Origin of the sequence: Pseudoduganella sp. LjRoot289 (genome assembly GCF_964252925.1) — a bacterium.
In the GTDB taxonomy this organism is placed as follows: Bacteria; Pseudomonadota; Gammaproteobacteria; order Burkholderiales; family Burkholderiaceae_D; genus Rugamonas.
This window is the reverse complement of sequence record NZ_CAXUPN020000001.1, coordinates 6197057-6222589: the sequence shown is the minus strand read 5'-3', so window position 1 is coordinate 6222589 and position 25533 is coordinate 6197057. Positions and strand designations below refer to the sequence as shown.

At 65.6% G+C, this 25533-nt stretch carries 24 protein-coding genes; 5 read left to right on the top strand and 19 right to left on the bottom strand.

Going from position 1 to position 25533, the window contains the following annotated elements; translation table 11 throughout:
* Window positions 1-7: 7 nt before the first annotated feature.
* Window positions 8-658, bottom strand: a complete 651-nt coding sequence (locus ACSQ8Y_RS26805; RefSeq protein WP_436269426.1) for a PilN domain-containing protein — start codon at window positions 656-658, stop codon at window positions 8-10.
* A complete protein-coding gene (locus ACSQ8Y_RS26800; protein WP_436269425.1) occupies window positions 658-1737 on the bottom strand; it encodes a pilus assembly protein PilM in 1080 nt (359 codons plus the stop codon). The genes ACSQ8Y_RS26805 and ACSQ8Y_RS26800 overlap by 1 nt, the downstream gene beginning before the upstream one ends.
* A 335-nt stretch (window positions 1738-2072) precedes the next feature.
* Here ACSQ8Y_RS26800 and ACSQ8Y_RS26795 point away from each other — a divergent pair, with 335 nt between their 5' ends.
* Window positions 2073-4397 carry a penicillin-binding protein 1A gene (locus ACSQ8Y_RS26795; protein WP_436269424.1) on the top strand — a complete coding sequence of 775 codons (2325 nt, stop codon included), beginning with the start codon at window positions 2073-2075 and terminating at the stop codon, window positions 4395-4397.
* A 33-nt stretch (window positions 4398-4430) separates the two neighbouring features.
* Here the strand turns inward: ACSQ8Y_RS26795 and cyaY are convergent, their stop codons facing one another.
* Entirely contained in the window at window positions 4431-4766 is a 336-nt protein-coding gene (cyaY, locus tag ACSQ8Y_RS26790; protein ID WP_436269423.1) for an iron donor protein CyaY, read from the bottom strand.
* Here cyaY and lptM point away from each other — a divergent pair.
* Both lptM and lysA read left to right on the top strand, forming a co-directional pair.
* Complete coding sequence (gene lptM / locus ACSQ8Y_RS26785; RefSeq protein ID WP_436269422.1) at window positions 4681-5001, top strand: LPS translocon maturation chaperone LptM; 321 nt, start codon at window positions 4681-4683, stop codon at window positions 4999-5001. The two genes, cyaY and lptM, sit on opposite strands and share 86 nt — an antisense overlap.
* Window positions 5002-5019: 18 nt before the next feature.
* The gene (lysA, locus tag ACSQ8Y_RS26780) at window positions 5020-6294 is read left to right on the top strand and encodes a diaminopimelate decarboxylase (protein ID WP_436269421.1); all 1275 of its coding nucleotides are present in this window, start codon (window positions 5020-5022) and stop codon (window positions 6292-6294) included.
* A 121-nt stretch (window positions 6295-6415) separates the two neighbouring features.
* On the opposite strand, the gene ACSQ8Y_RS26775 is transcribed toward lysA, so the two are convergent.
* The 12 genes from ACSQ8Y_RS26775 to ACSQ8Y_RS26720 form a co-directional block, all read right to left on the bottom strand.
* Complete coding sequence (locus ACSQ8Y_RS26775) at window positions 6416-7051, bottom strand: sulfite oxidase heme-binding subunit YedZ (RefSeq protein WP_436269420.1); 636 nt, start codon at window positions 7049-7051, stop codon at window positions 6416-6418.
* 1 nt (window position 7052) lies between these two features.
* On the bottom strand, window positions 7053-8030 hold the full coding sequence (gene msrP, locus ACSQ8Y_RS26770; protein ID WP_436269419.1) for a protein-methionine-sulfoxide reductase catalytic subunit MsrP: 978 nt from the start codon (window positions 8028-8030) through the stop codon (window positions 7053-7055).
* 57 nt (window positions 8031-8087) lie between these two features.
* Entirely contained in the window at window positions 8088-8564 is a 477-nt protein-coding gene (locus tag ACSQ8Y_RS26765; RefSeq protein WP_436269418.1) for a DoxX family protein, read from the bottom strand.
* A gap of 37 nt (window positions 8565-8601) precedes the next feature.
* Window positions 8602-9579, bottom strand: coding sequence for an alpha/beta fold hydrolase (locus ACSQ8Y_RS26760; protein ID WP_436269417.1), 978 nt, complete (start codon window positions 9577-9579; stop codon window positions 8602-8604).
* On the bottom strand, window positions 9572-10384 hold the full coding sequence (locus ACSQ8Y_RS26755; protein WP_436269416.1) for an HvfC/BufC family peptide modification chaperone: 813 nt from the start codon (window positions 10382-10384) through the stop codon (window positions 9572-9574). The genes ACSQ8Y_RS26760 and ACSQ8Y_RS26755 overlap by 8 nt, the downstream gene beginning before the upstream one ends.
* A complete protein-coding gene (gene bufB, locus ACSQ8Y_RS26750; protein ID WP_436269415.1) occupies window positions 10381-11217 on the bottom strand; it encodes an MNIO family bufferin maturase in 837 nt (278 codons plus the stop codon). The genes ACSQ8Y_RS26755 and bufB overlap by 4 nt, the downstream gene beginning before the upstream one ends.
* Before the next feature lie 58 nt (window positions 11218-11275).
* The gene (gene bufA2, locus ACSQ8Y_RS26745; RefSeq protein WP_436269414.1) at window positions 11276-11545 is read right to left on the bottom strand and encodes a BufA2 family periplasmic bufferin-type metallophore; all 270 of its coding nucleotides are present in this window, start codon (window positions 11543-11545) and stop codon (window positions 11276-11278) included.
* An 18-nt stretch (window positions 11546-11563) separates the two neighbouring features.
* On the bottom strand, window positions 11564-11839 hold the full coding sequence (locus ACSQ8Y_RS26740; RefSeq protein ID WP_436269413.1) for a BufA1 family periplasmic bufferin-type metallophore: 276 nt from the start codon (window positions 11837-11839) through the stop codon (window positions 11564-11566).
* Window positions 11840-11861: 22 nt separating this feature from the next.
* A complete protein-coding gene (locus ACSQ8Y_RS26735) occupies window positions 11862-12626 on the bottom strand; it encodes an alpha/beta fold hydrolase (protein ID WP_436269412.1) in 765 nt (254 codons plus the stop codon).
* A 318-nt stretch (window positions 12627-12944) separates the two neighbouring features.
* Window positions 12945-14270 carry a c-type cytochrome biogenesis protein CcsB gene (gene ccsB / locus ACSQ8Y_RS26730; RefSeq protein WP_436269411.1) on the bottom strand — a complete coding sequence of 442 codons (1326 nt, stop codon included), beginning with the start codon at window positions 14268-14270 and terminating at the stop codon, window positions 12945-12947.
* Window positions 14271-14305: 35 nt separating this feature from the next.
* The gene (locus ACSQ8Y_RS26725; protein WP_436269410.1) at window positions 14306-16432 is read right to left on the bottom strand and encodes a cytochrome c biogenesis protein ResB; all 2127 of its coding nucleotides are present in this window, start codon (window positions 16430-16432) and stop codon (window positions 14306-14308) included.
* A gap of 151 nt (window positions 16433-16583) precedes the next feature.
* Window positions 16584-17246, bottom strand: coding sequence for a c-type cytochrome (locus tag ACSQ8Y_RS26720; RefSeq protein WP_436269409.1), 663 nt, complete (start codon window positions 17244-17246; stop codon window positions 16584-16586).
* A gap of 149 nt (window positions 17247-17395) precedes the next feature.
* On the opposite strand from ACSQ8Y_RS26720, the gene yihA reads away from it, so the two are divergent.
* Together yihA and hemB are read left to right on the top strand one after the other, a co-directional pair.
* Window positions 17396-18154: a ribosome biogenesis GTP-binding protein YihA/YsxC gene (yihA, locus tag ACSQ8Y_RS26715; RefSeq protein WP_436269408.1), complete on the top strand. Its 759-nt coding sequence runs from the start codon at window positions 17396-17398 to the stop codon at window positions 18152-18154.
* A gap of 27 nt (window positions 18155-18181) precedes the next feature.
* Entirely contained in the window at window positions 18182-19183 is a 1002-nt protein-coding gene (gene hemB, locus ACSQ8Y_RS26710) for a porphobilinogen synthase (RefSeq protein WP_436269407.1), read from the top strand.
* 158 nt (window positions 19184-19341) lie between these two features.
* Here hemB and ACSQ8Y_RS26705 read toward each other — a convergent pair whose 3' ends face one another.
* The 4 genes from ACSQ8Y_RS26705 to ACSQ8Y_RS26690 form a co-directional block, all read right to left on the bottom strand.
* Window positions 19342-20124 (bottom strand): alpha/beta hydrolase, encoded by a 783-nt coding sequence (locus tag ACSQ8Y_RS26705; protein ID WP_436269406.1) that lies wholly within the window; start codon window positions 20122-20124, stop codon window positions 19342-19344.
* Between the two features lie 56 nt (window positions 20125-20180).
* The gene (locus ACSQ8Y_RS26700; RefSeq protein ID WP_436269405.1) at window positions 20181-21071 is read right to left on the bottom strand and encodes a cell envelope integrity protein TolA; all 891 of its coding nucleotides are present in this window, start codon (window positions 21069-21071) and stop codon (window positions 20181-20183) included.
* 122 nt (window positions 21072-21193) lie between these two features.
* Window positions 21194-24331: an efflux RND transporter permease subunit gene (locus tag ACSQ8Y_RS26695; protein WP_436269404.1), complete on the bottom strand. Its 3138-nt coding sequence runs from the start codon at window positions 24329-24331 to the stop codon at window positions 21194-21196.
* Entirely contained in the window at window positions 24328-25527 is a 1200-nt protein-coding gene (locus ACSQ8Y_RS26690) for an efflux RND transporter periplasmic adaptor subunit (RefSeq protein WP_436269403.1), read from the bottom strand. The genes ACSQ8Y_RS26695 and ACSQ8Y_RS26690 overlap by 4 nt, the downstream gene beginning before the upstream one ends.
* Window positions 25528-25533: the final 6 nt, after the last annotated feature.

The following is a 25533-nucleotide window of genomic DNA, read 5'->3' as shown; positions in this document are numbered from 1 at the left end:
TCCGCTCTCAGGGCTTGGCCGGGGCCGGGGCCGGCGCCGCGGCGCCGGGCTTGCTTCCAGGCTTGCCGTCAGGCTTGCCTTCGCCGGCCTTGTCCTTGTCGCGTGGCCGCTTGATGCTGACGATCATGTTGAAATCCACCACCTTCTTGGCCGTCTTGCCCTGGCCCAGGCCGGTGGACTTGACCTCGATCAGGTCCGGCTTCTCCAGCCACGGCGACACCCCGGCCACGTTGCGCAGCAATTCGGAGACCCGCTCCTGCGATTGCGCATAGCCCTTCAGCGTCACCTTCTGGCCCTCCTGCCTGAATTCGCGCAGGTAGACGCCGGGCGGTGTCTGCTTGACCAGCTCGTCGAGCAGGTAGACCGGCTGGTTGCGGTCGCCCTGCAAGTCCTCGACGGCCTGCTGGCGCGCCTTCAGCGATTCGATCTCCTGCTTCAGCGTGGCGATCTCGACGATTTTCTTGTCGAGTTCGACGATGGCGGTCTTGATGACCTTGTTGCGCTGCTCCTGGATGGCGATGGCGCGCGCGTTGTAGCCGCCCACGGCCAGCACCACGGCCGCGCCGATCAGCGCGCCCAGCACCAGCAAGGCGTAGAACGCGGCCTTTTTCTGTTTGCGCTTTTCCTCGCGGTGCGGCAGCAGATTGATATGGATCATCAGCCGAACCTCCGCATGGCCAGGCCGCAGGCGACCAGGTAGGCCGGCGCCTCGGCGCGCAGGGCCTGCTCGCGCACGCCCGGCCCCAGCTGCATGCCCTTGAACGGCGAGATGACGGCGCTGGAGATCTTGCTGCGGCTGGCAACGATGTCGAGCAGGCCGGGGATCAGCGCGCAGCCGCCCGCCAGGAACAGCTGGTCGACCCGGGTGTACGGCGTGGAGGTGTAGAAGAACTGGATGGCGCGCGTCACTTCCAGCGCGGCGCTTTCCAGGAAAGGGGTGAGGATGTCGGCCGCGTAGCCGTCCGGCAGCTCGCCCGACTTCTTGCGACCCTCGGCCTCGTCGAAGGACATGCCGTAGGTGCGCACGATTTCCTGCGTCAGCGTATTGCCGCCGAAGGGCTGCTCGCGTTCGTAAATGGTGGCGCCGTCCAGCAGCACCGAGATGTGCGTGACCTGGGCGCCGATCTGGAACAGCGCGACGATCTGGCCGGCGCCGCCTTCCGGCAATTGCACCAGGAGACGGTCCAGCGCGGCGCGCGCGGCATAAGACTCGACGTCCATCACGGTCGCCTTCAGGCCGGAGGCCTCGGCGATGGCAACGCGGTCCTCGACCTTCTCGCGGCGCGAAGCGGCCAGCATCACTTCAATGTCGTCCGGCGAATTGGGCGCCGGGCCGATCACGTCGAAGTCCAGGCTGACCTCGTCGAGCGCGAAGGGGATGTACTGGCTGGCCTCGGATTCGACCTGCACTTCGAGCTGGTCCTCGGCCATGCCGGCCGGCAGCACGATCTTCTTGGTGATGACGGACGCGGGCGGCATGCCCAGCGCCACCAGCTTGGCGCGGGTGCCGCTTTTCTTCCACACCCGGCGCAAGGCGTCGACCACCTGCTCCAGGTTCTCTATATTGCCGTCCACCACGGCGCCGCGCGGCAGCGGCTCGGCGGCGTAGCGTTCCAGCCGCCAGCCTTCCTTGCCGGACTGCGACAGTTCCACCAGCCGCACGCTGGAGGTGCTGATGTCCACGCCGACCAGCGGTGGATTGCCACCGCCGAACAGAGTACCGAGGTCCAGGTTCATATTGCAACACCTGTGGTTGAATGCATAAGGGAACTCGTTTGAAAACCAGCGTTTAGGAGACAGAAGTGAAGCGCTACATTAAATCCTAGCAATAAGATGAATCCAGTGTAAAGGTATTTCTACTGTGCACAATTGCTGGGTTGTGCGCGTTCGCCACACTTCGGCCACACCGGTTTCACCCCTGCTGTGACTGCAAAAACAACTAAGTTGTTTAGTTACTCAGTGGTAAATATTTCCAAAAACCCGGCAGGGCTGCGGAAGCGCCGCAGCCATCTGGGCTCGCTTATAATGGGCCGGATAATCTATCGCACTATAACGATATCGAAAGATCACGCATGCGCTCTGCCCCATCCGGTTCCGCCGCCCCTTCCCGTTCCAAGAAATTCCTGCTGACCGCGCTGGTCTGCATGCTGGGCCTGGCGCTGACCGCCGTGCTGCTGGTGGTATTCGGGCTGGCGATGGCCTACCCCAACCTGCCCGAGCTGGACTCGCTGACCGACTACCGCCCCAAGATGCCGCTGCGCATCTTCTCCGCCGACAATGTGCTGATCGGCGAGTTCGGCGAGGAGCGCCGCAACCTGGTGCGCATCAAGGACATCCCCGACGTGATGAAGAAGGCCGTGCTGGCGATCGAGGACGACCGCTTCTACGACCACGGCGGCATCGACTACGCCGGCATCCTGCGCGCGGCGGTGCACAACGCCACCGGCGGCGCGCGTCAGGGCGCCTCCACCATCACCCAGCAGGTCGCGCGCAATTTCTTCCTGTCCAGCGAGCAGACCTTCAAACGCAAGCTGTACGAAATCCTGCTGGCCTGGAAGATCGAGAAAAACCTCAGCAAGGACCAGATCCTCGAGGTCTATATGAACCAGATCTACCTGGGCCAGCGTGCCTACGGCTTTTCATCGGCCGCACAGATCTATTTCGGCAAGAATCTGAAAGACATTAGCGTGGCCGAGGCGGCCATGCTGGCCGGCCTGCCGAAAGCGCCGTCGGCCTACAACCCGGTGGTCAATCCGAAACGCGCGCGCACCCGTCAGCAATACATCCTGATCCGCATGGCGCAGCTGGGCTACATCAGCGACGCGCAGTTCCAGGCCGCCAAGGCCGAGCCGCTGAAAGTGAAGACCGACAGCAGCGAATTCGGCGTGCACGCCGAATACGTGGCCGAAATGGCGCGCCAGCTGGTGTACGAGCAATTCAAGGAGGACACCTACACGCGCGGCCTGAACGTATTTACCACCATCACCAAGGCCGACCAGGACGCGGCCTACCTGGCGCTGCGCCGCGGCGTCATGGAATACGAAAAGCGCCACGCCTACCGGGGTCCGGAGGCCTATATCGACATCCCGGCCAGCAAGGACGAGGCCGACGACGCCATCGAATCCGAACTGGCCGGCCACCCGGACAGCGACGACATCGTGGCGGCCATGGTGCTGCAGGCCACGCCGCAGAAAGTGACGGCGGTGACCGCCACCGGCGAGGAGCTGACCATCACCGGCGCCGGGCTGGACATGGGCAAGTCCTGGCTGTCGGACAAGGCCGTGCCGAACAAGCGCATCCGGCGCGGCGCCGTGATCCGCGTCATGCGCGAGGAAAAGGACTGGGAAATCACCCAGATGCCGGAAATCGAGTCGGCCTTCGTGGCCGCCTCCACCGAGGACGGCGCCATCAAGGCCATGGTCGGCGGCTTCGATTACAACCGCAACAAGTTCAACCACGTGACCCAGGCCTGGCGCCAGCCGGGTTCCTCGTTCAAGCCCTTCATCTACTCGGCTTCGCTCGAGCGCGGCCTGTCGCCGGCCACGATCATCAACGACGCGCCGATCTCCTTCGACGCCGGCCAGACCGGCGGCCAGGCCTGGGAGCCGAAGAACTACGACGGCAAGTACGAAGGCCCGATGTCGATGCGGCGCGGCCTGACCAAGTCCAAGAACATGATTTCGATCCGCATCCTGCACCGCATCGGGGCCAAGTACGGCCAGGAATACACCACGCGGTTCGGCTTCGAAGCCGAGCGCAACCCGCCCTACCTGACCCTGGCGCTGGGCGCGGGCGCGGTGACGCCGCTGCAGATGGCCGGCGCCTACGCGGTGTTCGCCAACGGCGGCTACAAGGTGGCGCCCTATCTGATCTCGAAAGTGACCGACGCCAACGGCAAGGTGCTCTCGCAGGCCAACCCGGACCGGGCCGGCGTGGACGCCAACCGCGTCATCGACGAGCGCAACGCCTTCCTGATGGACAGCATGATGAAGGACGTGGTCCGTTTCGGCACCGCCACCAAGGCGCTGTCGCTGAAGCGGCCCGACATCGCCGGCAAGACCGGCACCACCAACGACTCGATCGACGCCTGGTTCGCCGGTTACCAGTCCAAGCTCGTGGGGGTGGCCTGGATCGGCTACGACCAGCCCAAGAACCTGGGCAACCGCGAAACCGGCGGCGGCCTGGCGCTGCCGATCTGGATAGGCTACATGCAGAAGGCGCTGAAGAACATTCCGATCGAGGAGCGGGTGGTGCCCGAAGGCATGGTCGTGGTGGACGGCGAGTATTACTATGCGGAAAACCCGCCGGGCACCGGGGTCGGCAGCCTGGAAGGCGCCGCGCGCGCCACGCCGGCCGAGGAAAAAGCCAAAGATGCCGTGAAAAACGAATTGTTTTAACTAAGTGGGCCGCTGTCGCGGCCCACTTTGTTCTTACGCGTCGCTGAGGACGACCGGGGCGCCGCCCTGGGCGGTCGTGATGTCCGACAAGGCTTGGAACAGCTCGGAGCCGTCGCGGGTATTGATCCACCGGCCTTCGATGCGCTTGTAGTGGAAGCCGCCGGAACGGGCCGCCACCCACAGCTCCTGCATCGGCGCCTGGCTGTTGACGATGACCTTGGAGCCGTTGTCGATGAACTCGATTTCCAGCACGTTGCCGCTGCGCTTGCACTCCACATCCACCATGTCCTGGTCGTTCAAACGGTCCAGCGCGGCCTCGATGGTGTTGAGGGTGGCGTCGGCCAGGGTCAAAAATTCTGTTTCGGTCATGCTACACTCCAAGCTCTCTAGTCAAACCGTGATTTTAATCGTGAAGTCCACATTAGCGCTGCAACTCACCGCGTTGGCCTGTACCGCTGCCCTGTTGGGCGGCTGCGGCCAGCCTGGCCCGCTGTATCTACCCAAACAGCCCGCCAAACCCGCCTCTGCCAATACCCAAGGCAAACCCGGCGTGGCGCCGCCGTCCGCCCCCGTGCCTTCGACTCCCCCCGCATCCCAACAATAAGCTTCACAAATAAGCCCTATGTCGCAATTTTCCTATCAAGAAGGCGTGCTGCACGCCGAGGGCGTGTCGCTGAGCGCCATCGCCGAACAATACGGCACGCCAGCGTACGTGTATTCCAAACAGCAGTTGCTCGCTAACTACGCATCATACGCCGATGCCTGCCAGGGCCGCGATGCGCTGGTGTGCTACGCCATGAAGGCGAACTCCAACCTGGCCATCCTGGACCTGCTGGCGCGCCAGGGCGCGGGCTTCGACATCGTGTCCGGCGGCGAGCTGCTGCGCGTGCTAGCGGCTGGCGGCGATCCGCAGAAGGTGATCTTCTCGGGCGTGGGCAAGAGCGTGGAAGAAATGCGCCTGGCGCTGCAACACGACATATTGTGCTTCAACGTGGAATCGATCCCCGAGCTGCACCGCCTGAACGAAGTGGCGGGCAGCATGGGCAAGAAGGCGCGCGTGTCGCTGCGCGTGAACCCCAACGTGGACGCCAAGACCCACCCCTACATCGCCACCGGCCTGAAGGCCAACAAGTTCGGCGTGGCCTACACCGACGCGCTGGCGACCTACCGCGCGGCCGCCGGCCTGCCCCACCTGGACGTGGCCGGCATTGACTGCCACATCGGCTCGCAGCTGCTGGACGACGCGCCGCTGCTGGAAGCGCTGGACAAGCTGATCGAGCTGATCGACGCGCTGGGCGCCGAGGGCATCCATCTGCACCACCTCGACCTGGGCGGCGGCATCGGCATCGACTACGGCGACGAGGAAGACGGCGCGCCGGTGCCGGTGGGCGATTACCTGGGCCGCGTGTTCAAACGCATCGACGCCTGGCGCGCCGAGCGCCACGGCGGCAAGGCCATCAAGGTGATTTTCGAGCCGGGCCGCTCCATCGTCGGCAACACCGGCGTGCTGCTGACCAAGGTCGAGTTCATCAAGCACGGCGAAGAAAAGAACTTCTGCATCGTCGACGCGGCCATGAACGACATGGCGCGTCCGGCGCTGTACCAGGCCTGGATGGACATGCAGCCGGTGCTGCAGGCCGGCGGCGGCGCCCTGTATGACGTGGTCGGACCGATCTGCGAATCGGGCGACTGGCTGGCGCGCGACCGCGCGCTGGCGGTGCAGGAAGGCGAGCTGCTGGTGATGAAGACGGCCGGCGCCTACGGCATGACGATGGCGTCCAACTACAACACGCGCGGCCGCGCCGTCGAACTGATCGTCGACGGCACCCAGGTGCACCTGGTGCGCCAGCGCGAAAATCCGGCCGACCTGTTCGCGCTGGAATCGCTGATCAAGTAAGGTTCCGGGCCGTGGCGGGTTACGGCGGCTGGCCGACTCGGCGTCCCCCGCCAACCCGCCCTACGGAACGGCTATCGCTGTCTTGCAGGGCGGATTAGCACGCAGTGCGTAAGCCGCCAAGCTATGCCGAGCTGACGGCGCGCCCGCTTGCGGCGGCCTTGCTGCGCGCCCAGTAGACCCGCACACCCAGCAGCGCCAGCACGATCAGCCCGAGCAGGATGGGCTGCGAGAAGTCGTGCTTGGCCGCCTTCATCCACCAGAAGTGCAGGATGCCGAGCGGCGCGACCACATACACCAGCCGGTGCAGCCATTGCCAGCGCTTGCCGCCCAGGCGGCGCACCATGCCGTTGGTGCTGGTCACTGCCAGCGGTATCAACAGCACGAAGGCGATAAAGCCGACCGTGATGAAGGGCCGCTTCAGCACGTCCTTCAGCATTTCCTGCACGTCGAAGAAATGGTCGAACCACAGGAAGGTGGTGAAGTGCAGCAGACCGTAGAAGAAGGCGTACAGCCCCACCATGCGGCGCAGCTTGAGCAGCCAGTTCCACTTCGTGAGCCGGCGCAGCGGCGTCACCGCCAGGGTGATGCACAGGAAGTACAAGGTCCAGTCGCCGGTGGCGCGCGTGATGTATTGCAGCGGCTCGACCAGCTGATCGCTGGCCGTGAGCCACACCAGCTTGAAGAAGGGCAGCAGCGCCAGCACGAAGACCGCGGCCTTCAGCGCCGACACCTGCCTGGCGGTCGGATAGCTGGCCATGTCAGAAGAACTTCTTCAAGTCCATGCCGGCGTACAGCGGCGCCACGTCGGTGTAGCCGTTGAACATCAGCGTCTTGCGCTTGCGTACCAGGAAGCCGTCCTCGCCGATGCGGCGTTCGGACGCCTGCGACCAGCGCGGGTGGTCCACTTCCGGGTTCACGTTGGAATAGAAGCCGTACTCGGACGCCGCCGCCTCGTTCCACGCGGTGCGCGGCTGCTCCTTGACGAAGCGGATCTTGACGATGGACTTGGCCGACTTGAAGCCGTATTTCCACGGCAGCACGATGCGCACCGGCGCACCGTTCTGGTTCGGCAGCACGTCGCCGTACATGCCCAGGGTCAGCAGCGCCAGCGGATGCATGGCCTCGTCCATGCGCAAGCCTTCCACATAGGGCCAGGTCAGCACCCGGCTGCCCACGCCCGGCATCTGCTTCTTGTCGGCCAGCGAGATGAACTCGACGTATTTGGCGTTGCCGGTCGGCTCGACTTTCTTGATCAGCTCGGACAGCGAATAGCCGACCCACGGGATCACCATGGACCAGCCTTCCACGCAGCGCAGCCGGTACACGCGCTCCTCCAGCGGCGCCAGCTTGAGCAGCTGGTCCAGGTCCAGCGTCATCGGCTTCTTGACTTCGCCTTCGATGCTCACCGTCCACGGGCGCGGTTTCAGCGTGTGGGCGTTGTGCGCCGGGTCTTCCTTCGCGGTGCCGAACTCGTAGAAGTTGTTATAGGTGGTCGCGTCTTTATAGGCGGTTTGCTTGTCGAGGGCGGAATACGCGGGATTGAGCTTGGCGCCCAGTTTTCCAGGGACGCCCTGGGCGAAAGCTTCGCGGTTGACCATCTCGAGCAGCGCGCCGCTGGCGATGGTGCCGGCCGCGATCTGCTTGATGAAGCTGCGGCGCGATTCAAACACCTCGCGCGGCGTGATTTCTGACGGAAACGGCAGATCGATACCGTTGGGACTGCGTTTGATCAACATGACTACTCCGGATAAAAGGGGCTCGTATCAGCTCTGTCGGCCGAGACATGGATAACCTTACACCAATCCGCCGCGCGCGGCGTTTACGTTCCGCTTAAAGCCTTGGCGCCCACGCCAGGCATGGTCCAGCGACCATGCACCGGCGCCCGACGCAATGAGGGGCAGCAGCAGCGCGGCCCAGCTCAGGTGCGTGGGCCAGGCGGCCGGATAGACGAACAGCTGGATGACCGCCGTCATGCCGAGCAGGCCCGCAGCGGCCGAACGCGTAAACAGGCCGGCGACCAGCATGGCGGGCAATACGTGCTCGGCCGCCGTGGCCAGCTGCGCCGCGAATTCGGCAGGAATGAGGGGCAAGGCGTATTCGTAGAGGAACAGCTCGTAGGCCGCGTCCTTGATGGTGAACAGGCCCTGCACCTTGGTGCGGCCGGACAGGAAGAAGACGGCCGCGACGGACAGGCGCGCGAGCAGCAGGAGCAGCGGGGCCGGGAGCAGCCGCGCCAGCAGGGAGTTGAGTCTGGTGGTTCGAGTCGTCATGATGGTAGGGGCAGGCAGGTGGTTGAAAAGCGGGCGGTCAGGTCCGCCAATGGCCTTCTCGCGCCAAGTCGGCAACCGCGTCCGCAAAAGCCTGGGGCGCTTCGTGCGGCACATGGTGGCCGGTGGCGGCAAGCTGGCGGCGACTGTGGGGCCCGCGAAAGCCGGCGGCAAGCGTGCCGGCGGCCGGCGCAGCGCCGCTGGCCTCCCTCGTGCCGGCCGGGCTATCGCCTGGCGCGGCGGCCAGCGTGATGGCAGGCACCGCAATTGCCGGGCGCAGCGCAAGCTTGCTTTCCGTTTTGCCGTATCGCGGGTCGCCCGCCGCGCTGCCGAAACGGTGGCGGTGCGCGTGGGTGACGATCGCGGCAAGATCGGGATTGTCGAAGCCGCCCGCGATCAGCTCGAAGGCGGCGGCGTCGACGCGCCCGCCCCTGGATTGGGCCTGCCACAGGCTGCGCGCGATGGCGCGCGGGTACGCCGCCAGCCCTGCGCGGCCACGCTCGGTCTGAAGGTAATACTGGTGCCAAAGCCGCGCTTCGGCCTCGGGCGCCAGCGGTTCGGCGAGCCGGGCGGGATCGTCGAGCTGGTAGCCATCCACGGACACCAGGCCGGCACAGCGGGTCGGCTTGAGCACGGCCACGGCGCAGGCGGCGGTGGCGCCCCAGCCGAACCCGGCGAAGACCGCCTCCGGGATGTGCAGGGCGTCGATCAGGGCAATCGCATCCAGGCCGAATGCTGCCTGCTGTCCGGAACGCGGCGTGGCCGCATCCCTGAAAACGGTCTGCCCGTGGCCGCGCAAGTGCGGCACCAGCACGCGCAGGCCCTGTGCGGCAAGCAGCCGCGCGACCCGCGCGTAGCTTTGCGGTCCGTACAGCAGGTCGTGCAGCAGGACGACCGGCTTGCCCTCCTCCGGTCCGGCGCTGAAGTAGGCAATGTCGAGCACATCGGTCGCAACCCGCTGCAGGGACAGCGGCGGCAGCACGGCGGGCGACGGGGGGACGCCGGCACGGTCACCCATGGCCGGCTCCCTGCTTGTCCAGTCCTATGATCAGTTCGCTGCCTATCCAGTCGGCCAGCAGCGCACCGGCTTTCGCCACGCCCCCGGCCTCGCCAAGCCGGCCGATGAGCATGCCGCACAGCGCGCCGAAGCTGCCGCCACTGTCGCCACTATCGCCATTGCCTGCGCCATGGCGATCGCCGTTGCCGCTGGCCAGCACCAGGGCCTCGAAATCGAGCGCGTCGAGCGCGCGCACGCTGGACACATAGCCGCGCCGCCAGACCATCACTCCGCCCGCACCGGACAGCATCTCCGCCTCCGGGGCCGGCTGCCCGGCGTGCAGGGCCCACCAGATGTCGCTTGCGTTGGTGGTCAGCGGCGCGAGGCGCAGCGTGGGACTGAAGCGCAGGCGGGCCTGCTCCCAGTCCACGGCGGCCAGCGCGGAGGGCGCGAGCGGCTGGGCGTCCGGCGCCACGAAAGCGGCCGACAACGCATGCTCTATCCAGGCCAGTTCATGCAGGTCGGGGTTGTGCGGGAACAGCGCTTGCAGCGTCGTGCCGAATTCGTCCGCGTAAGCGTCCAGCGTCCACGCATGCGGAGGATGGGCGCCGATATGCGCCGTGGCCGCGTGGAGAAACCGCTCCTCGCCGACGAGGGCGCGCAATCGCGGATAGCTTTCCCCCAGGCAACCCACCAACTGGGCGCGGTAGTTGTTCCGGTACACAGCCAGTCCTGCCCCCGAGCCGCCGCCCAGGCGGCTGGCGGCGCCGGCAGAAGCGCTGGTCAGCCAGCTGCGGAAGTCGCCCTGCAGGTCGGCCAACATCATGCCGCCGCCTGCACGCCGGCAAGGCGGGCGCGGTCCAGTTCGGAAAGCAGCTCGGCCAGCGCGGGCATGTTGTCGTCGCGCTCTATCATTGTCGCCACCGGCCCGCAGCGCGCGACGGCCTCGGCGTACAAGGCCCACACCCCGTCGGCGACTGCGCTGTCGTGCGTGTCGATCAGCAATTCGCTGCCCCGGCTGTGACCGGCCAGATGGATCTGGAACACCCGGTCGGCTGGAATACCTTGCAGGAACGCATGCGCGTCGAAGCCGTGGTTGCCGGCGCTGACGTAGACGTTGTTGACGTCGAGCAGCAAAGCGCAGCCCGTGCGGCGGCTCATCTCGGCGAGAAATTCCCATTCGCGCATGGCCGCGCCGGGCAGGGCCAGGTAGCTCGACGGATTCTCGAACAGCATGGTACGGCCGAGCACGTTTTGCGCCATGTCGATGTTGTTGCACACGATGTCGAGCGCCTCCTCCGTGTAGGGCAGCGGCAGCAGGTCGTGCGCGTTGAAGCTGCCGATGCGGGACCAGCTCAGGTGGTCCGACACGAACAGCGGCTCGATTTCGTCGGCCAGTGCCTTCAGGCGCAGCAGGTAGTCGCGCCGCAAGCCGTCGGCCGATCCGATCGACATCGACACGCCATGCATGGCCACCGGATAGCGCTCGCGCACCTGCCGCAGGATATGGCGCGGCTGTCCGCCATCGACCATGAAATTTTCGGAGACGGCTTCGACGAAATCGACCGGCACGCCGGTGTCGAGAAAGTGCCGGTAATGCTCCCGGCGCAGCCCGAGGCCGTAGCCGGAAAAAGGTCGGGGAGGTGGCAATGCAGACATGTTCGCGCTCGCTTGAAAAGGCCGGAAGCCCGTCCGCTGCCGGACAGGCTTGCCGTGATTACTCTTGCTCGGTCAAGGTGCCGCCCAGCGCCTTGCATTCGGACGGCGTCTTGACCAGCACGCCCTCGCCCTTGCAGTCGTTCAGGCCCTTGCAGTCGTTCTTGGCGGTCGCGCACAAGCTGGTGCCCTTGCAGGTGTTGACGCCGTAGCAGCGGCCCGGCTGTTCCGGCTTTTCGGCGTGCGCGGGCACGACCGCGCTCATCGACGACAACGCCAACAGCGCAGCGGCGCCGGCGCGCAAGACCTGGGATTTCAGTTGCTGGTTCATGGTGATACTCCTTGGTGTTTATTTCGAAGCGAGGGGGGTGAGGGAGCCATAGCCTTTGGGCGTTTTGATGCTGGTGCAGCTGCCCTTCTCGACCAGCACCCAGGCATCGCCCTGGTAGTCGGTCCTGGAGGTGGCGGCGCACGAGGTGCCCGGTCCGGCGGAGCAGTCGTTCTGGCCGGCCTGCGACACGCCGTAGCACTTTTCCATCGGCTTCTTGACGTCGGCGGCGTGCGCGCCGGATGCGCACAGGGCGAGGGCCAGCGAGGCGGCCAGGGCTGCAGGGGAGGTTTTCATCGTTTGATCCTTTCGGGTTGGCTTACTTGACGTTCAAGGCGGCTTGCACCACCACTTGCGCCACCGCTTCCGGTTGCGACAATTGCAGGGAATGGCTGGCTTTGATTTCCGTCACCCTGGCGCCGGCGCGCCGGTACATCCAGCGCTGCAGCTCGGGGTTCAGGAAGCGGTCGTCGGTGGCGACGATGGCGTAGGACGGCTTGCCGCGCCAGGCGGCAGCCCACACCGGCGCATCGAGCGCCGCGCGGGCCACCTTGGGCTGCGCGACCGACATGAAGTTGGTGCGGTTGGGCGGCAGGTCGGCGGCGAACACGTCGTTGAACCTGGCCGGTTCGATGTACAGGCGGCCGTCGCGCGTCGATTTCACGGCACTGGACGGGAGCGGCCTGGAAGCGGCCAGTTCCGACACGCTCTCGCCGATCTCGGGCTGGATGGCGGCGATGTAGACCAGCGCCCCGACCTTGCCGCTGACGCCGGCGATCGAAATGACGGCGCCTCCGGAGTCGTGGCCCACCAGCACCACGGGACCGTCCTGGCTGTCGATGGCCTCGCGCGCCGCCGCCACGTCCTCGTCCAGCGAGGTGTGCGGCTGCTGTACCACGGTGACCTTGTAGCCCCGGATCCAGAGCTGATCGTGGATCGCGCGCCAGCTCGATCCGTCGACATGGGCGCCATGCACCAGCACCACGTTCTTCGCACCGGAGACGACCACGTCCGGAAATGCCGCGCTGGCCAGGCCCGGCGCCAGGACGGCCAGGGCGAGGGCCGCCGTTTTGATAGACTTCATCGGATTCCTTATGAATAAGTGATCTAAGCAGCGCTTAATCAAGCGCTTACGATTAAATCAGATGCGATCTTATGGAATGCGGCGGCGGAGGGAAAGCGGGTTTTTGTATCCCCGTGTGTCCGGCGGACGCGCCGATACACGGGCTTGCATCAGGGCAGCAAGTCGCTACAGATGGGATACAGACAGGGATTACAGACCGGGGATGCATAGCGGGGATGCAGAGCGGGGATACAGCGCAGGGAGGCAGAGCGCCATTTCAGGGCGGAGGGCAGTGCGGCGGCCGTGCCGGCCCATGGCGGACCGGCACGGCGGGGGGATTTACAGCTTGCCGTAGGAATGCAAACCGGACAGGAACATGTTCACGCCGAGGAAGGCGAAGGTGGTCACCAGCAGGCCCACCAGCGCCCACCAGGCCGCCACTTTGCCGCGCAGGCCGGACATCAAACGCATGTGCAGCCAGGCCGCGTAGTTGAGCCAGACGATCAGCGCCCAGGTTTCCTTCGGATCCCACGACCAGTAGCCGCCCCACGCCTCGGCCGCCCACAGCGCGCCCAGGATGGTGGCGATGGTGAAGAAGGCGAAGCCGGCCGAAATGGCCTTGTACATCACGTCCTCCAGCGTTTCGGCGTCCGGGATGCGCGCGGCCAGGCGGTCGCGCAGCAGATTGGTGACGGCGAACAGCACCACCAGCACCGCCGTGAAGCGGCTGGCGTTGACCATGCCCTTGATGACGGCCTCGCCCGCGCCGGCCAGGTAGGCGATCAGCCAGGCCAGCGCCAGCAGCACGACGGGGGCGATCACCAGCGCCTGCCACAGGGTGCGGATCTTTTCATGTTTGAGCAGGTAGGCCCAGCCCACCATGGACGCCAGCGCGAAGGTGCCGTAGCCGATGAAATTGGCCGGCACGTGGATTTTCATCCACCAGCTTTGCAGCGCCGGCACCAGCGGCTGGATGTCGGAAGCGCCGCGCGAGACGGTGTACCACAGCAGGAAGCCGACCGCCGCCGAGATCACCAGCAGCACGAAGGCGCCCAGCTGGCGGGTCTTGTAGTGGGCCTCGTAGTACAGGTAGAACATGGCCGTGATCAGCGAGAACAGGATGAACACTTCGTACAGGTTGGACACGGGGATGTGGCCCACGTCCATGCCGATCAGGTAGGACTCGTACCAGCGCACCAGCATGCCGGTCAGGCCGATCACCAGCGCGGCCCAGCACAGCTTGGAGCCGACCGTGTAGCCCATGGACGAATTCCCCACCATGCCGATCCAGTAGAACAGCGTCGACAGGAAGAAGAAGGTGCTCATCCACAGGATGGCGGACTGGCTCGACAGCATGTAGCGCAGCCAGAACTTCTGGTTGGCCGCCTCCAGGCTGCCGCCGTACATGGCCACCGCCAGCAGCGCCAGCGCGAAGGCCAGCGGCATGAACCAGCGCACCGGCTTCCAGTGCCATCCCAGCGCCGCGAACGCGGGCGCCGCGGCCAGCAGGATCACCTTCTCGTAGATGTCCATATGGGCGCCGTAGCGGTTCAGCGCGAACAGCGCGCCGCCGGCCAGCGCCAGCGCGAACAGCCAGTCGACCACGTTCAGGCGCTTGAAATAGCCCGGCGCCTGGGTGTACGTTTGAGTCTGCGTCATTTCCATTTTGTCTCCCTAACTGCTTGTGTGCCGCGTCCAGCTTACGCCGATTGCGGCAGTTTTTCTTTCAGCTCCGCGAATTCCTTGTCGAAATCGAGGGTCTTGCGCTGCGTGCTCATGGCCATCAGCGCATGGGCGCCCTGCTCGCTGTCCTTGATCCAGACCCACAGGCGGCGTTCGCGGATGTAGAACATCGAAAACACGCCCAGCACCAGGAACAGGCAGCCCAGGTACACCACGTTCTTGCCGGGCGACTTGGTCACCTGGAACACGGACGCTTTCACCTCGGTGAACTCGTCCAGCTGCAAATAGACGGGGGCGCCGTAGAAGGTGCTGTCCGACAGGGCGTTGGTGGCCAACTGCAGGAAGCGGCCATGCTGCTCGTTGCCTTCGACCGGCGGCAAGCCGTCCTTCTCGCGCGCGGCCTGCCACAGTTCCCACATGCTGCCGTTCAGGATCTTCATGAAGATGTCGGCCGCTTTTTCCTGCTCGGCCTGCGGCACTTTCTCCAGGAAGCGGGAGATGGCGACGAAGCCGCCGCCCCTGGCGCCGTCCTCTTTGGCGCCGTCCTCGCCGGCGAACATGTTCAGACTGCGCGCCGACGACTGCGCCAGCTGCTCGCGCAGCACCTTGCTGGAACCCGCGCCGGCGGCCGGCATGGCGCGGCGCGCGTAGCGTTCGGCGGCTGCCGCGCGCAGGGCCGGATCGTTCAGCGCGGCGCGCAAGCGCATCCACTCCTTGACGGTATGGTCGCCGTCGGCCGGGATGCGCAGATAGCTGAACGGGTCGCCCGGATTGCTGCGCACGCCGGCCAGGAACACGGTGGCGCCGTCTATGGTCACCGGCTGCATGTAGTTCTGGAACTCGCGCGCCTGGCCGGTCTTGTCGCGCAGCTTGTACTGCACGCTCGGGCCGACATTCTTCAAGTCCTTGTTGTTGGCGTTCTTGGCGGCCGAACCGAGCTGTTTGCCCAGTCCGCGCGCGAAGCCCTCTTCCAGCTTCTCTCCCTGGGCCACGCTGCGCGCGTCCTGGGTCGACATGTTCTCGACGTTGAAGGGACGGAAACCGGACCATTCAACGGTGTAGGCCTGGCCGGACCCGAGCGAGAGCGGTGTCGCGGCATTCACCTCGCCCGCCAGTTCGAAGCTGGCCGAGCCGGTGCCCGCCATCGGATAGCCCTTGAGCTTGAGCTTGGTGCCGCCGTCCTCGAAGCTGGACTGGTAGACCGCCAGGCCCTTGTAGATCAGCGGCTTGTTCACCTCGATGACCGAGCTGAAGGTCTTGCCGGTCTCATGGTCGCGCACCTCGACTTCGCTGGCGAACAGCTTGGGCATGCCGGTGCTGTAGAAATCGATATTGAATTTTTTCAGCAGGATGGTGAACGGCAGTTCCTGGATCAGCACGCCGTCCGCGCGCGGGATGATGGCGGTGTTGCTGCCCTGCCCCTCGGGGATGGCGGTGTTGGCGCGGTAGGTCGGGTTGCCCAGGCCGAGGCGGTGCTGCGCCGGGATCTCGGCGATGACGCCGCTGCCTGCAAACGGGGTCTTGCCCATGAACCATTCCTGGAAGCGGATCGGCATGTCCGAGTCGAGCAGGCCGCCGATGCAGATCACCACGATGGCGGTGTGGGCGAAGATGTAGCCGAACTTGGCGCCGGCGCCGCGCTTGGCGGTCACCAGGGTCGCGTGTTCCTTCTCGACGACGCGCGACCGGTAGCCGGCGTGGCCCAGGCGCTGCGCCATCTGCTGCGCCAGCGCGGCGCGCGGCAGCGGCGACTGCCAGTCGTTCTTGTGGTGGAAGTTCAGCAGCGACTGCTCGCGCACGTTCTCGCGCCAGCTGCGCATGTCCTTCATCATCTTGGGCGCATTGCGGATGATGCACAGCGACGTCGACAGCACCAGGAAGCCCATGATGGCCAGGAACCACCAGGCCGAGTACACGGCGTACAGGCCGATCTTGTCGAACACTTCGAACCAGAACGGGCCGAACTGGTTCACGTAGTTGGACATCGGCTCGTTCTGCTTCATCACCGTGCCGATCACCGAGGCGATCGCGATCATGGTCAGCAGGCTGATGGCGAAGCGCATCGAGGACAGCAGTTCGACGGTGGCGTCGATTGCCGGACGGCGGGTCTTCATTGTGATACCGGCGGTGCTGGTGGTGCTCATGCGGACACTATCTCTCAAAGGGCTGGCAGCAGAATACCAACAAAAAGGGCAGCCCGCTTACGCGGCCGCCCTCTTTTCGATACTCACTGCCATATAAGCGCTATATCCGGCGCCGCTCAGGCGCACGTCAGGCGCCGGATGGCACCGGGAATTACTTCAGGCCGGCCACGTAGTCGGCCACTGCCTTCATTTCATCGTCCGACAGGCGCTTGGCGATGGTGCTCATCTCCGGGCTGTTCTTGCGCCCCTCACCGCGGAAGGCGGTCAACTGCGCCACCGTGTAGTCCTGGTGCTGGCCGCCCAGGCGTGGGTACATGGCCGGAATGCCGGCGCCGGCGGGGCCGTGGCAGCTGGCGCAGGCGGGCACGTTCTTCTCGGCGATGCCGCCGCGGTAGATCTTCTTGCCCAGTTCGACGGTGTCCTTGTTCTTGGCGGCGCCGGCTTTCGGTGCCTGGGTGCTCAGATAGGCCGCGATGTTTTTCTTTTCATCCTCGGTCAGCATCTTCGCATAGGTGCTCATCACCGGATTGCTGCGCGACGGCGAGGCGAAATTCACCAGCTGTTTGTACAGATACGCTTCCGGCTGGCCCGCCAGTTTCGGGTTGGCTGCGATGGTGGAATTGCCCGACGCGCCATGGCAGGACACGCAGGCCGGCAAGCCGCGGGCGTTGTCGCCGTCGGCATACAGGCTGCCGCCTTTGGCGGGATCGGCTTTCGCTGGGGTGGCTGCATGTTCGGCGGCCGATGCGGCACCCGAAACGGCCAGCAATGCAACGAGCAAGGACTTTACAAACGGGGAAAACGCACGATTCATTCAAACACCCTGAGACTAGTGAAAAAAATGGCGGGACTGTCGCCTGCCTCTATTTGCTTTTTTGCATGGCAACAATTCGTAACCCCTTATTGTACAATAGCTTTTCGCCGTTTTAGCTTTCTTTGTTGCATTTCTGCCCATCCCCTCCCATGTCCAAACTCTGGCAAGCCCGCTTCTTTACCACCGTAAACCATTTGCGCGAACTGCCAAATACCACGGTGCCCGAAATCGCCTTCGCCGGCCGCTCCAACGCCGGCAAGTCGACCTCCATCAATATCCTGTGCAACCAGAAGGGGCTCGCTTTCGCGTCGAAAACGCCAGGCCGCACCCAGCACATCAATTTCTTCTCGATCGGCGGCGCCCACGTGGCCATGCACCGCAAGGACCCGACCAATGTCGACGAGATCCAGTGCATGCTGGTCGACTTGCCGGGCTACGGCTACGCCGAAGTGTCCGGAAACACCAAGCTGTACTGGCAGCGCCTGCTGGGCGACTACATCCAGCAGCGCGAACAGCTGGCCGGCCTGATCCTGATCATGGATTCGCGCCGCCCGTTCACCGACCTGGACGTGCAGATGCTGGAATGGTTCGCCCCGACCGGCAAGCCCATCCACTGCATCCTGACCAAGGTAGACAAGCTGACCCGCAGCGAATCGACCACCGTGCTGCGCCAGGCGCAAGCCAAGCTGGCCAGCTACGTGGACGAGGACGGCGAAGGCTTCCCCTTCACCGTGCAACTGTTCTCGGCCCTGAAGCGGGTCGGCATCGACGAAGCCACCGCCAAGATCGTCGAACTGGCCGGCCTGGACGAGGAAGCCGCGTCCGAACAGGCCGAGCTGATCGACCCGGTGGACGGCGATGACGACGAGCTGGACGACGTGGACGAACACGCGGATAAACCGACCTGATCAACCAACCCTAGGAACCCTGGAACTATGGCCCACAACACGCCCTTCCCCGCCATCCGCATGCGCCGCATGCGCCGCGACCCGTTCTCGCGCGCCCTGATGCGCGAAAACGCGGTGACCGCGTCCGACCTGATCTACCCTGTGTTCATCCTCGACGGCGCGAACCAGCGCGAGCCGGTAGCGTCGATGCCGGGCGTGGAGCGGGTGTCGGTCGACCTGCTGCTGAAGGTGGCGGAAGAATGCGTGGCGCTGGGCATTCCCGTGCTGGCCCTGTTCCCGGTGATAGCCAGCGCGCTGAAGACGCCGGACGGCATCGAGGCGACCAATCCCGAAGGCCTGGTGCCGCGCGCCGTGCGCGCCCTCAAGCAAGCCTTCCCCGAGCTGGGCATCCTGACCGACGTCGCGCTGGACCCGTACACCAGCCACGGCCAGGACGGCCTGATCGACGACAACGGTTACGTGCTCAACGACATCACCACAGCCATGCTGGTGCGCCAGGCGCTGTGCCAGGCCGACGCCGGGGTGGACGTGGTGGCGCCGTCGGACATGATGGACGGGCGCATCGGCGCCATCCGCGCCGCGCTGGAGGAAGCCGGCCACATCCACACCCGCATCATGGCCTACTCGGCCAAGTACGCGTCGGCGTTCTACGGCCCGTTCCGCGACGCGGTGGGCTCGGCCAAGAACCTGGGCAAGGGCGACAAGAACACCTACCAGATGGACCCGGCCAACGGCAACGAAGCGCTGCGCGAAGTGGCGCTGGACCTGCAGGAAGGGGCCGACATGGTGATGGTCAAGCCCGGCATGCCCTACCTGGACATTGTGCGCCGCGTGAAGGACGAGTTCAAGGTGCCGACCTTCGCCTACCAGGTCAGCGGCGAATACGCGATGATCAAGGCGGCCGCGCAAAACGGCTGGCTCGACCACGACAAGGTGATGATGGAATCCATGCTGGCCTTCAAGCGCGCCGGCGCCGACGGCGTGCTGACCTACTTCGCCCTCGACATCGCGCGCAAGCTCAAAGCCTGAAAAACACCAGCCCCGAAAAAGGGGCCAGGGTCAAATATTAAAAAGGGCCAGGGTTATTTTTCTCCGCCCGGAGAATAAATAACCCTGGCCCCTTTTGCCTTTTTGCTTTTATACGCGCGACAGCGCGCCCAAGCTGAAGGCTAAGCAAAGCCGGCGCTTCAGGGGGCCGGATGCCGGATCCAGTTGGCGATCAGGTCCACGGCCTGCTGTTCCATGCCGATGAAGCCGTGGTAGTGCAGCGCTCCGCAGACATCTCCCCCGGGCTCGCTCCCGCCGTCGACCAGCATGGTTTTCGTCACCGGGGCGCCGCCCAGCCGCGACGCCAGTGTTTTCGCCTCCCAGGGGCGGCAGATGCCGCAAGCGTCCTGCTGGTGGTGCACGACCAGCACCGGCACCTTGATCTTGCCGATGTCCTGCGTGGGCACGGCGCCCTCCCGCTTGTACGCCGTCACTGTCGACGTCAGCACGATGCCGGCCACGTCGCCGGCGGCGCCGTCGCGGATCGCCGCGGCCGCGACCGAAATGGTGCCCATGCTGGTGCCCACCAGCCACAGCGGCGCCGCGCTTTTGGCCTTGATGGCCTTGAAAATGGCTTGGTTGTCCTGCGCGTGGCTGTCGCCCAGCCTGGCCCTACCGTCGAGCTCGCGCAGGTCCGGCGCCAGGCCCACCAGCACCACATTGAACGGCTGCGCGGCGAACAGCCGGGCGGCGCGGACCAGGAAGTTCTGGCTGCCGGGCCAGCCGTCGGCGCCGACCTGGCCGTAGCCGCCGTTGCCGCCCGAGTACAGCACGACGGTGGCGACAGCGTCCTCGCGCCACGCCGCGTAGAGCGGCACGCTGACGCCGCGCGTGTCGACCCGCATCACGCCGCCCGCAGCAACCTCGGCCCGCGCCCCGCCGGCCCAGGCCAGGCATGCCCCCAACAAGATAGTCGCTGCCATGCGTCGTTTCATCTGCGCTCCTGTGCCAGGCCCGCCGGCGGCGGTTGCCTGCGGGATTATCGGCGGTAGTTCGGGAAGAATTCCTTCAGCAGGAAGGCTTCCAGTTCGGCCTGGTAGGGCTTGCCGGCGTTCATGGTGATGACCTTGCCCAGGCGGTGCGATTCCCACTGGAACTCGCCCGGTTTCTCTTTGCGGATCAGATCGATCATCCGGCGCACGATGGCGGTTTCGATGTCGATGTCGGTGCCCAGCTCGACGTGCACCTGCTGCGACCAGTTGCGCTTGAAGTTGGTGTTCCAGCCCCGGAACTTGATGTCCGCGCTCAAGCCCGACTTGTTGACGATGGAGAAGATGCCGCCCGTCTCGTCGCGCTCGCCGGCCGCGTTGCGTCCCTGCGCGCCCATGATGTTGGCGCGCGCGATGCGGTTGGCGCGGTCGTTTTCGCTTTCCTGCGGCTCCGCCTGGGGCTGCGGATTGGCGTCGGCGCGGCGCTTGCGGGCCGCTTCCACGCGCGCCATCATGTCCTCTTCCGGCGCCGGGGTCGGCGGCTTCATGGTGGCCTGCACCGGCGGCACGAAGGTTTCCAGCTTGGGCTTGGCCGTCTTGCTGACGACTTTCGACTCGCGGCGCGGCTGCGGCGCGGCTTTCGCCACCTCGGTTTTCTTCGGTTCCGGCTTGGCTTTCGGCGCAGGCTTGTCCTTCAGCGGCGCCACCCACACCATTTCACCCTCTTTCGCGGGCGGCTTGATGGTGATCTTGTCCTTGGGATGGAACAGGTAATACGCGACGATCAGCAAGTGCAGCGCAATCGAGATGCCGATGCCGATACGGTTGTGCTTGCGCGGCCCGCCATAGCCGTAGCCGTCGTGCCTGGGCAGCTTTTGGCCGCATGCTTCGCAGTATTCGTGGGCGTGTTCGCCCGCGTGGGTGTGGCTGGACTGGAACAAGGTTACGGACTTTCTGATCTCACACTGACCATAAAACAGGCACAACACCCGAGAGCCGCCAGCTTACCCGGACTCGGTCTTGACGGATGTAACCGGTTGTATCTCCGGCCCGCCGTATGATATCAGTGCTTGGCCATGCTGACAGCTTTTAGCTCGACCGCCCCCTTGGCCGGCCCTCCGGGCTCCTGCGCCAGCGTGGCGTCGTCCATCGGGCCGCTGCCGCTGTACTTGTCGAGGAATAGGTAAATCACCGGCGTGATGTAGAGCGTGATCACCTGCGAGAAGATCAGCCCGCCCACCACCGCCAGGCCCAGCGGCTGGCGCAGTTCGGCGCCGGCGCCCAGGCCGAGCGCGATCGGCAAGGCGCCCATCAGGGCCGCCAGCGTGGTCATCATGATGGGACGGAAGCGCAGCACGCAGGCGGCGCGGATGGCTTCCGCCGGCTGCATGCCCTCGTTGCGCTGCGCGTGCAGCGCGAAATCGATCATCATGATGGCGTTCTTTTTCACGATGCCGATCAGCATCAGGATGCCGATGATGGCGATCATCGTCAGGTCCAGGTTGAAGATGCGCAAGGTCAGCAAGGCGCCCACGGCCGCCGACGGCAGGCCGGCCAGGATGGTCAGCGGGTGGATGTAACTCTCGTACAGCACGCCCAGCAGCACGTAGATGACGCCCAGCGCGGCGATGATGAGGATCAGCTGGCTGCCCTGGGAACTCTGGAACACGGCCGCGTCGCCGCCATAGGTGGTGATGATGGACGCGGGCAAGCCCATCTCCACCGCCATCTTGTCGATCTTGCCGGTGGCCACGCCCAGCGGCACGTCCGGCGCCAGGTTGAAGGACAGGGTGATGGCCTGCAGCTGGCCCTGGTGGTTGACCGCCGTCGGTCCCACGGTGCGCTCGACGCTGGCGAAGCTGGACAGCTGCACCAGCTGGCCGGCCTTGTTGCGCACGGATATCCTGGTCAGCGCGTCGTCGAACTGGCGGTCCTCGGTGGCCGCTTCCAGGATCACGAAATAGCTGGCGGCGGACGAGTAGATGGTGGACACCTGGCGCTCGCCGAAGGCCAGGTAGAGCGCGCTGCGGATGGCGCTCATTTCCACGCCCAGGGTGTTGGCCTTGTCGCGGTCCATCTTCAGCGAAGCCTGCAGGCCCTTGTTCTGCGAGTCGCTGGTGACGTCGCGGAAGGCGTTGTCGGCGCGCATGCGCTCCTGGAACTTGCCGGCCCAGTCGTTGAGCGCGTCCGGGCTGACCGACTGCAGGGTGTACTGGTAGCGGCTCTTGCTCGGGCGGCCGCCCAGCTGCAGGTTTTGCACCGGACTCAGGTAAACGGCCATGCCGGGCACGGCCTTGGTGGCCTTGCGCAGGCTGTCGAGCACCTGCGGCATCCGGGCGCGCTCGCCGCGCGGCTTGAGCACCAGGAACATGCGGCCGCCGTTGCCGCCGCCGATGAAGGAGGTCACGTCCTGCACATTGGGGTCGGCCATGATGACGCTGGCCACCTTGCCCTGCAGCTCGAGCAGCGCGGCCGAGGAAATGTCCTCCGAGGCCTCGGTGGTGACGCGGATCTGGCCCAGGTCCTCTTCCGGGAAGAAGCCTTTCGGGATCTCGATATAGAGGAAGATGGTGAGCGCGAAGGTGCCGACCGCGATCGCCAGCACCACGTGGCGGTGCTTCAGGGCAACGTCGAGCGTGCTGGCGTAGCCTTGGCGCAGGCGCGAAAAACCGGCTTCGAACCAGCGCCCGATGAAGGTGTCGTCGCCCTCGGCGTCGTGGGCGTCGGCCGGCAGCAGGCGCGAGCACAGCATGGGCACCAGGGTCAGCGAGACCACCGCCGACACCAGCACCGACAGCGCCACCACCACGGCGAATTCGTGGAACAGCAGGCCGATCACGCCCGGCATGAAGAAGATGGGGATGAACACGGCCACCAGCGAGATCGAAATCGAAATGATGGTGAAGCCCATCTCGCGCGCGCCGACCAGCGACGCCTGCAGCGGCTTCTTGCCCAATTCGATATGCCGCACGATGTTTTCCAGCACCACGATGGCGTCGTCCACCACCAGGCCGACGGCCAGGGTGATGCCGAGCAGGGACACGTTGTCCAGGCTGTAGCCGAAGGCGTACAGCAGGCTGAGCGCGCCGAGCAGCGAGATCGGCATGGTGACGGCGGGGATGAAGGTGGCGGCCGCCTTGCGCAGGAACAGGAAGATCACCAGCACCACCAGGCCCACCGTCAGCGCCAGGGTCAGGTTGACGTCGTGCAGCGCTTCGCGGATGGAGATGGAACGGTCGTTGACCAGGTTGATCTTGACCGAGGCCGGCACCTGCGCCAGGAAGCGCGGCAGCAGCTTGCGCACGCCGTCCACCACTTGCACGGTGTTGGCGTCCGGCTGGCGCTGCACCAGCAGCACGATGGAGCGTTCGCCGTTGTAGCTGCCGGCCGCCTTGATGGACTGGTAGCTGTCCTCGACGCTGGCGACGTCCTTCAGGCGCACCGGCTGGCCGTTGCGCGTGGCGATGATCAGCTCGGCGAACTCGGCGGCCTTCATCAGCTGGGCGTTGCCCTGGATGGTCAGGGTCTGGCTGGGGCCGTCCAGGATGCCGAGCGGGGTATTGGCGTTGGCGGACTTGATGGCGGCGGCCAGTTCCTCGAGCGTGAGGTTGCGGGCGTTCAGCAGGTCGGCCTTGGCGCGCACCCGCACGGCGAAGCGTTTCTGGCCGTTGACCGACACCTGGGCCACGCCGGGCAAGGTCGACAAGCTGGGGGCGATCAGGTTCTCGGCGTAGTCGTTCAGCTCGGACAGGCTCAGGGACGGCGAAGTCATGGCCATGAACAGCACCGGCGCGTCGGCCGGGTTGACCTTGCGGTAGGACGGCAGGTCCGTCATTTCCTGCGGCAGCGAGCGCTGGGCGCGCAGCAGCGCGGCCTGCACGTCGACCGCCGCCTCGTTGACATTGATGCTGGGATCGAATTCCAGGGTCAGCGAGGTGTTGCCCAGCGTGCTGGTGGAGGTGATGAGGTTGAGGCCGGCGATCGTGGAGAACTGTTTCTCCAGCGGCAGCGCCACCGAGGACGCCATGGTCTCCGGGCTGGCGCCCGGCAGGTCGGCGCCGACGTTGATGACCGGGGTGTTATAGCTGGGCAGCGCCGCGACCGGGATGCGGGAATACGCCAGCACGCCGGCCAGGATCAGGCTCAGCGACAGCAGCACCACCATCACCGGGCGGCGTATGCACAATTCGGACAGATTCATGCCGCGCCATCCCTCTTCTGGGCCGGCTCGCTGCCGGCGCTCGGCTCTTTGCTCTTCTTCTTACCGCCCGGCACGGCGTCGGCAATGCGCACCTTGCCGCCGGGACGCAGGTTCTGCTTGCCTTCGACGATGATCTTTTCATCGCCGCTCAGGCCGGACACGGCGGCATAGGGGCCGAAGGTGTGCAGGCGCTTGATGTTGGCCACCGTGGCGGTCTGGTCTGCGCCGACCGTGTACACGAAGGTGCCCCGGGTATTGGTGATGATGGCGTTTTGCGGCACCACCAGCGCATCTTTCAGCGTCTGCACGGTCAGCCTGGTGTTGACGTACTGGCCGGGCCACAGCTGGGTCCGGCTGTTATCGAACTCGGCCTTCACGCGGATCACGCCCGCCATCGGGTCGACCGCGTTGTCGATGAAGCTGAGCTTGCCCTTGAATTGCTTGCCGCCCGATTCCACTTCGACCGGCACCGTGCCGGCCTGCTGCGCCGCCAGCAGCCCGGCCAGCGCGCTTTCCGGCAAGGTGAAGGAGACGTTGATCGGGTTCAGCTGGGTGACCGTGGTAAGCGAGGTGGACAATTGCACCAGGCTGCCCGGGTAGACATTGATGGCGCCGACCCGGCCGCTCATCGGCGCCCGGATGCTGGTGTAGCTGGCGTCCACCTTCACGGCCTGGGCGGCGGCGAGGTCGGCGTTGAGCAGGGCGCGGGCCGACTCGACCTGGCTGCGCAGGGTGTCCACGGCGCCCTGGGCGATGAATTTCTGGGCCAGCAACTCCTGGCTGCGCTGGTGCTGGCGTTCCAGGTCGGCCAGCGTGGCGCGGTCGCGCATGACCTGGGCTTGCGCCTTGTCCACATTGGCCGTCTCGCTGCGGCCGTCGAGCGAGAACATCAGCTCGCCCTGTTTGACGAACTGGCCTTCCTTGATGTGCACTTTGACGATGGTGCTGGTGGTCTGCGGGTGCAGGTCGACCGTGCTGATCGGGCTGACGGTGCCGTTGGCGGCCAGCATCACCGGCACGTCCTGGCGCTGCGGCGTGACGACGTTGACCGAGGTCGGGCCTTGCTGGCCCTGGCCGCTCTTGCCCTGCCCCGCCGGTGCGGATGCGGCGGCGGGCGCCGGCTGCGAGTAATGCCATGCGCCGGCGCCGATGACGACGGCCGCAGCGACCAGAATTGCCAAAGTTGTCTTTTTCATTGTTCT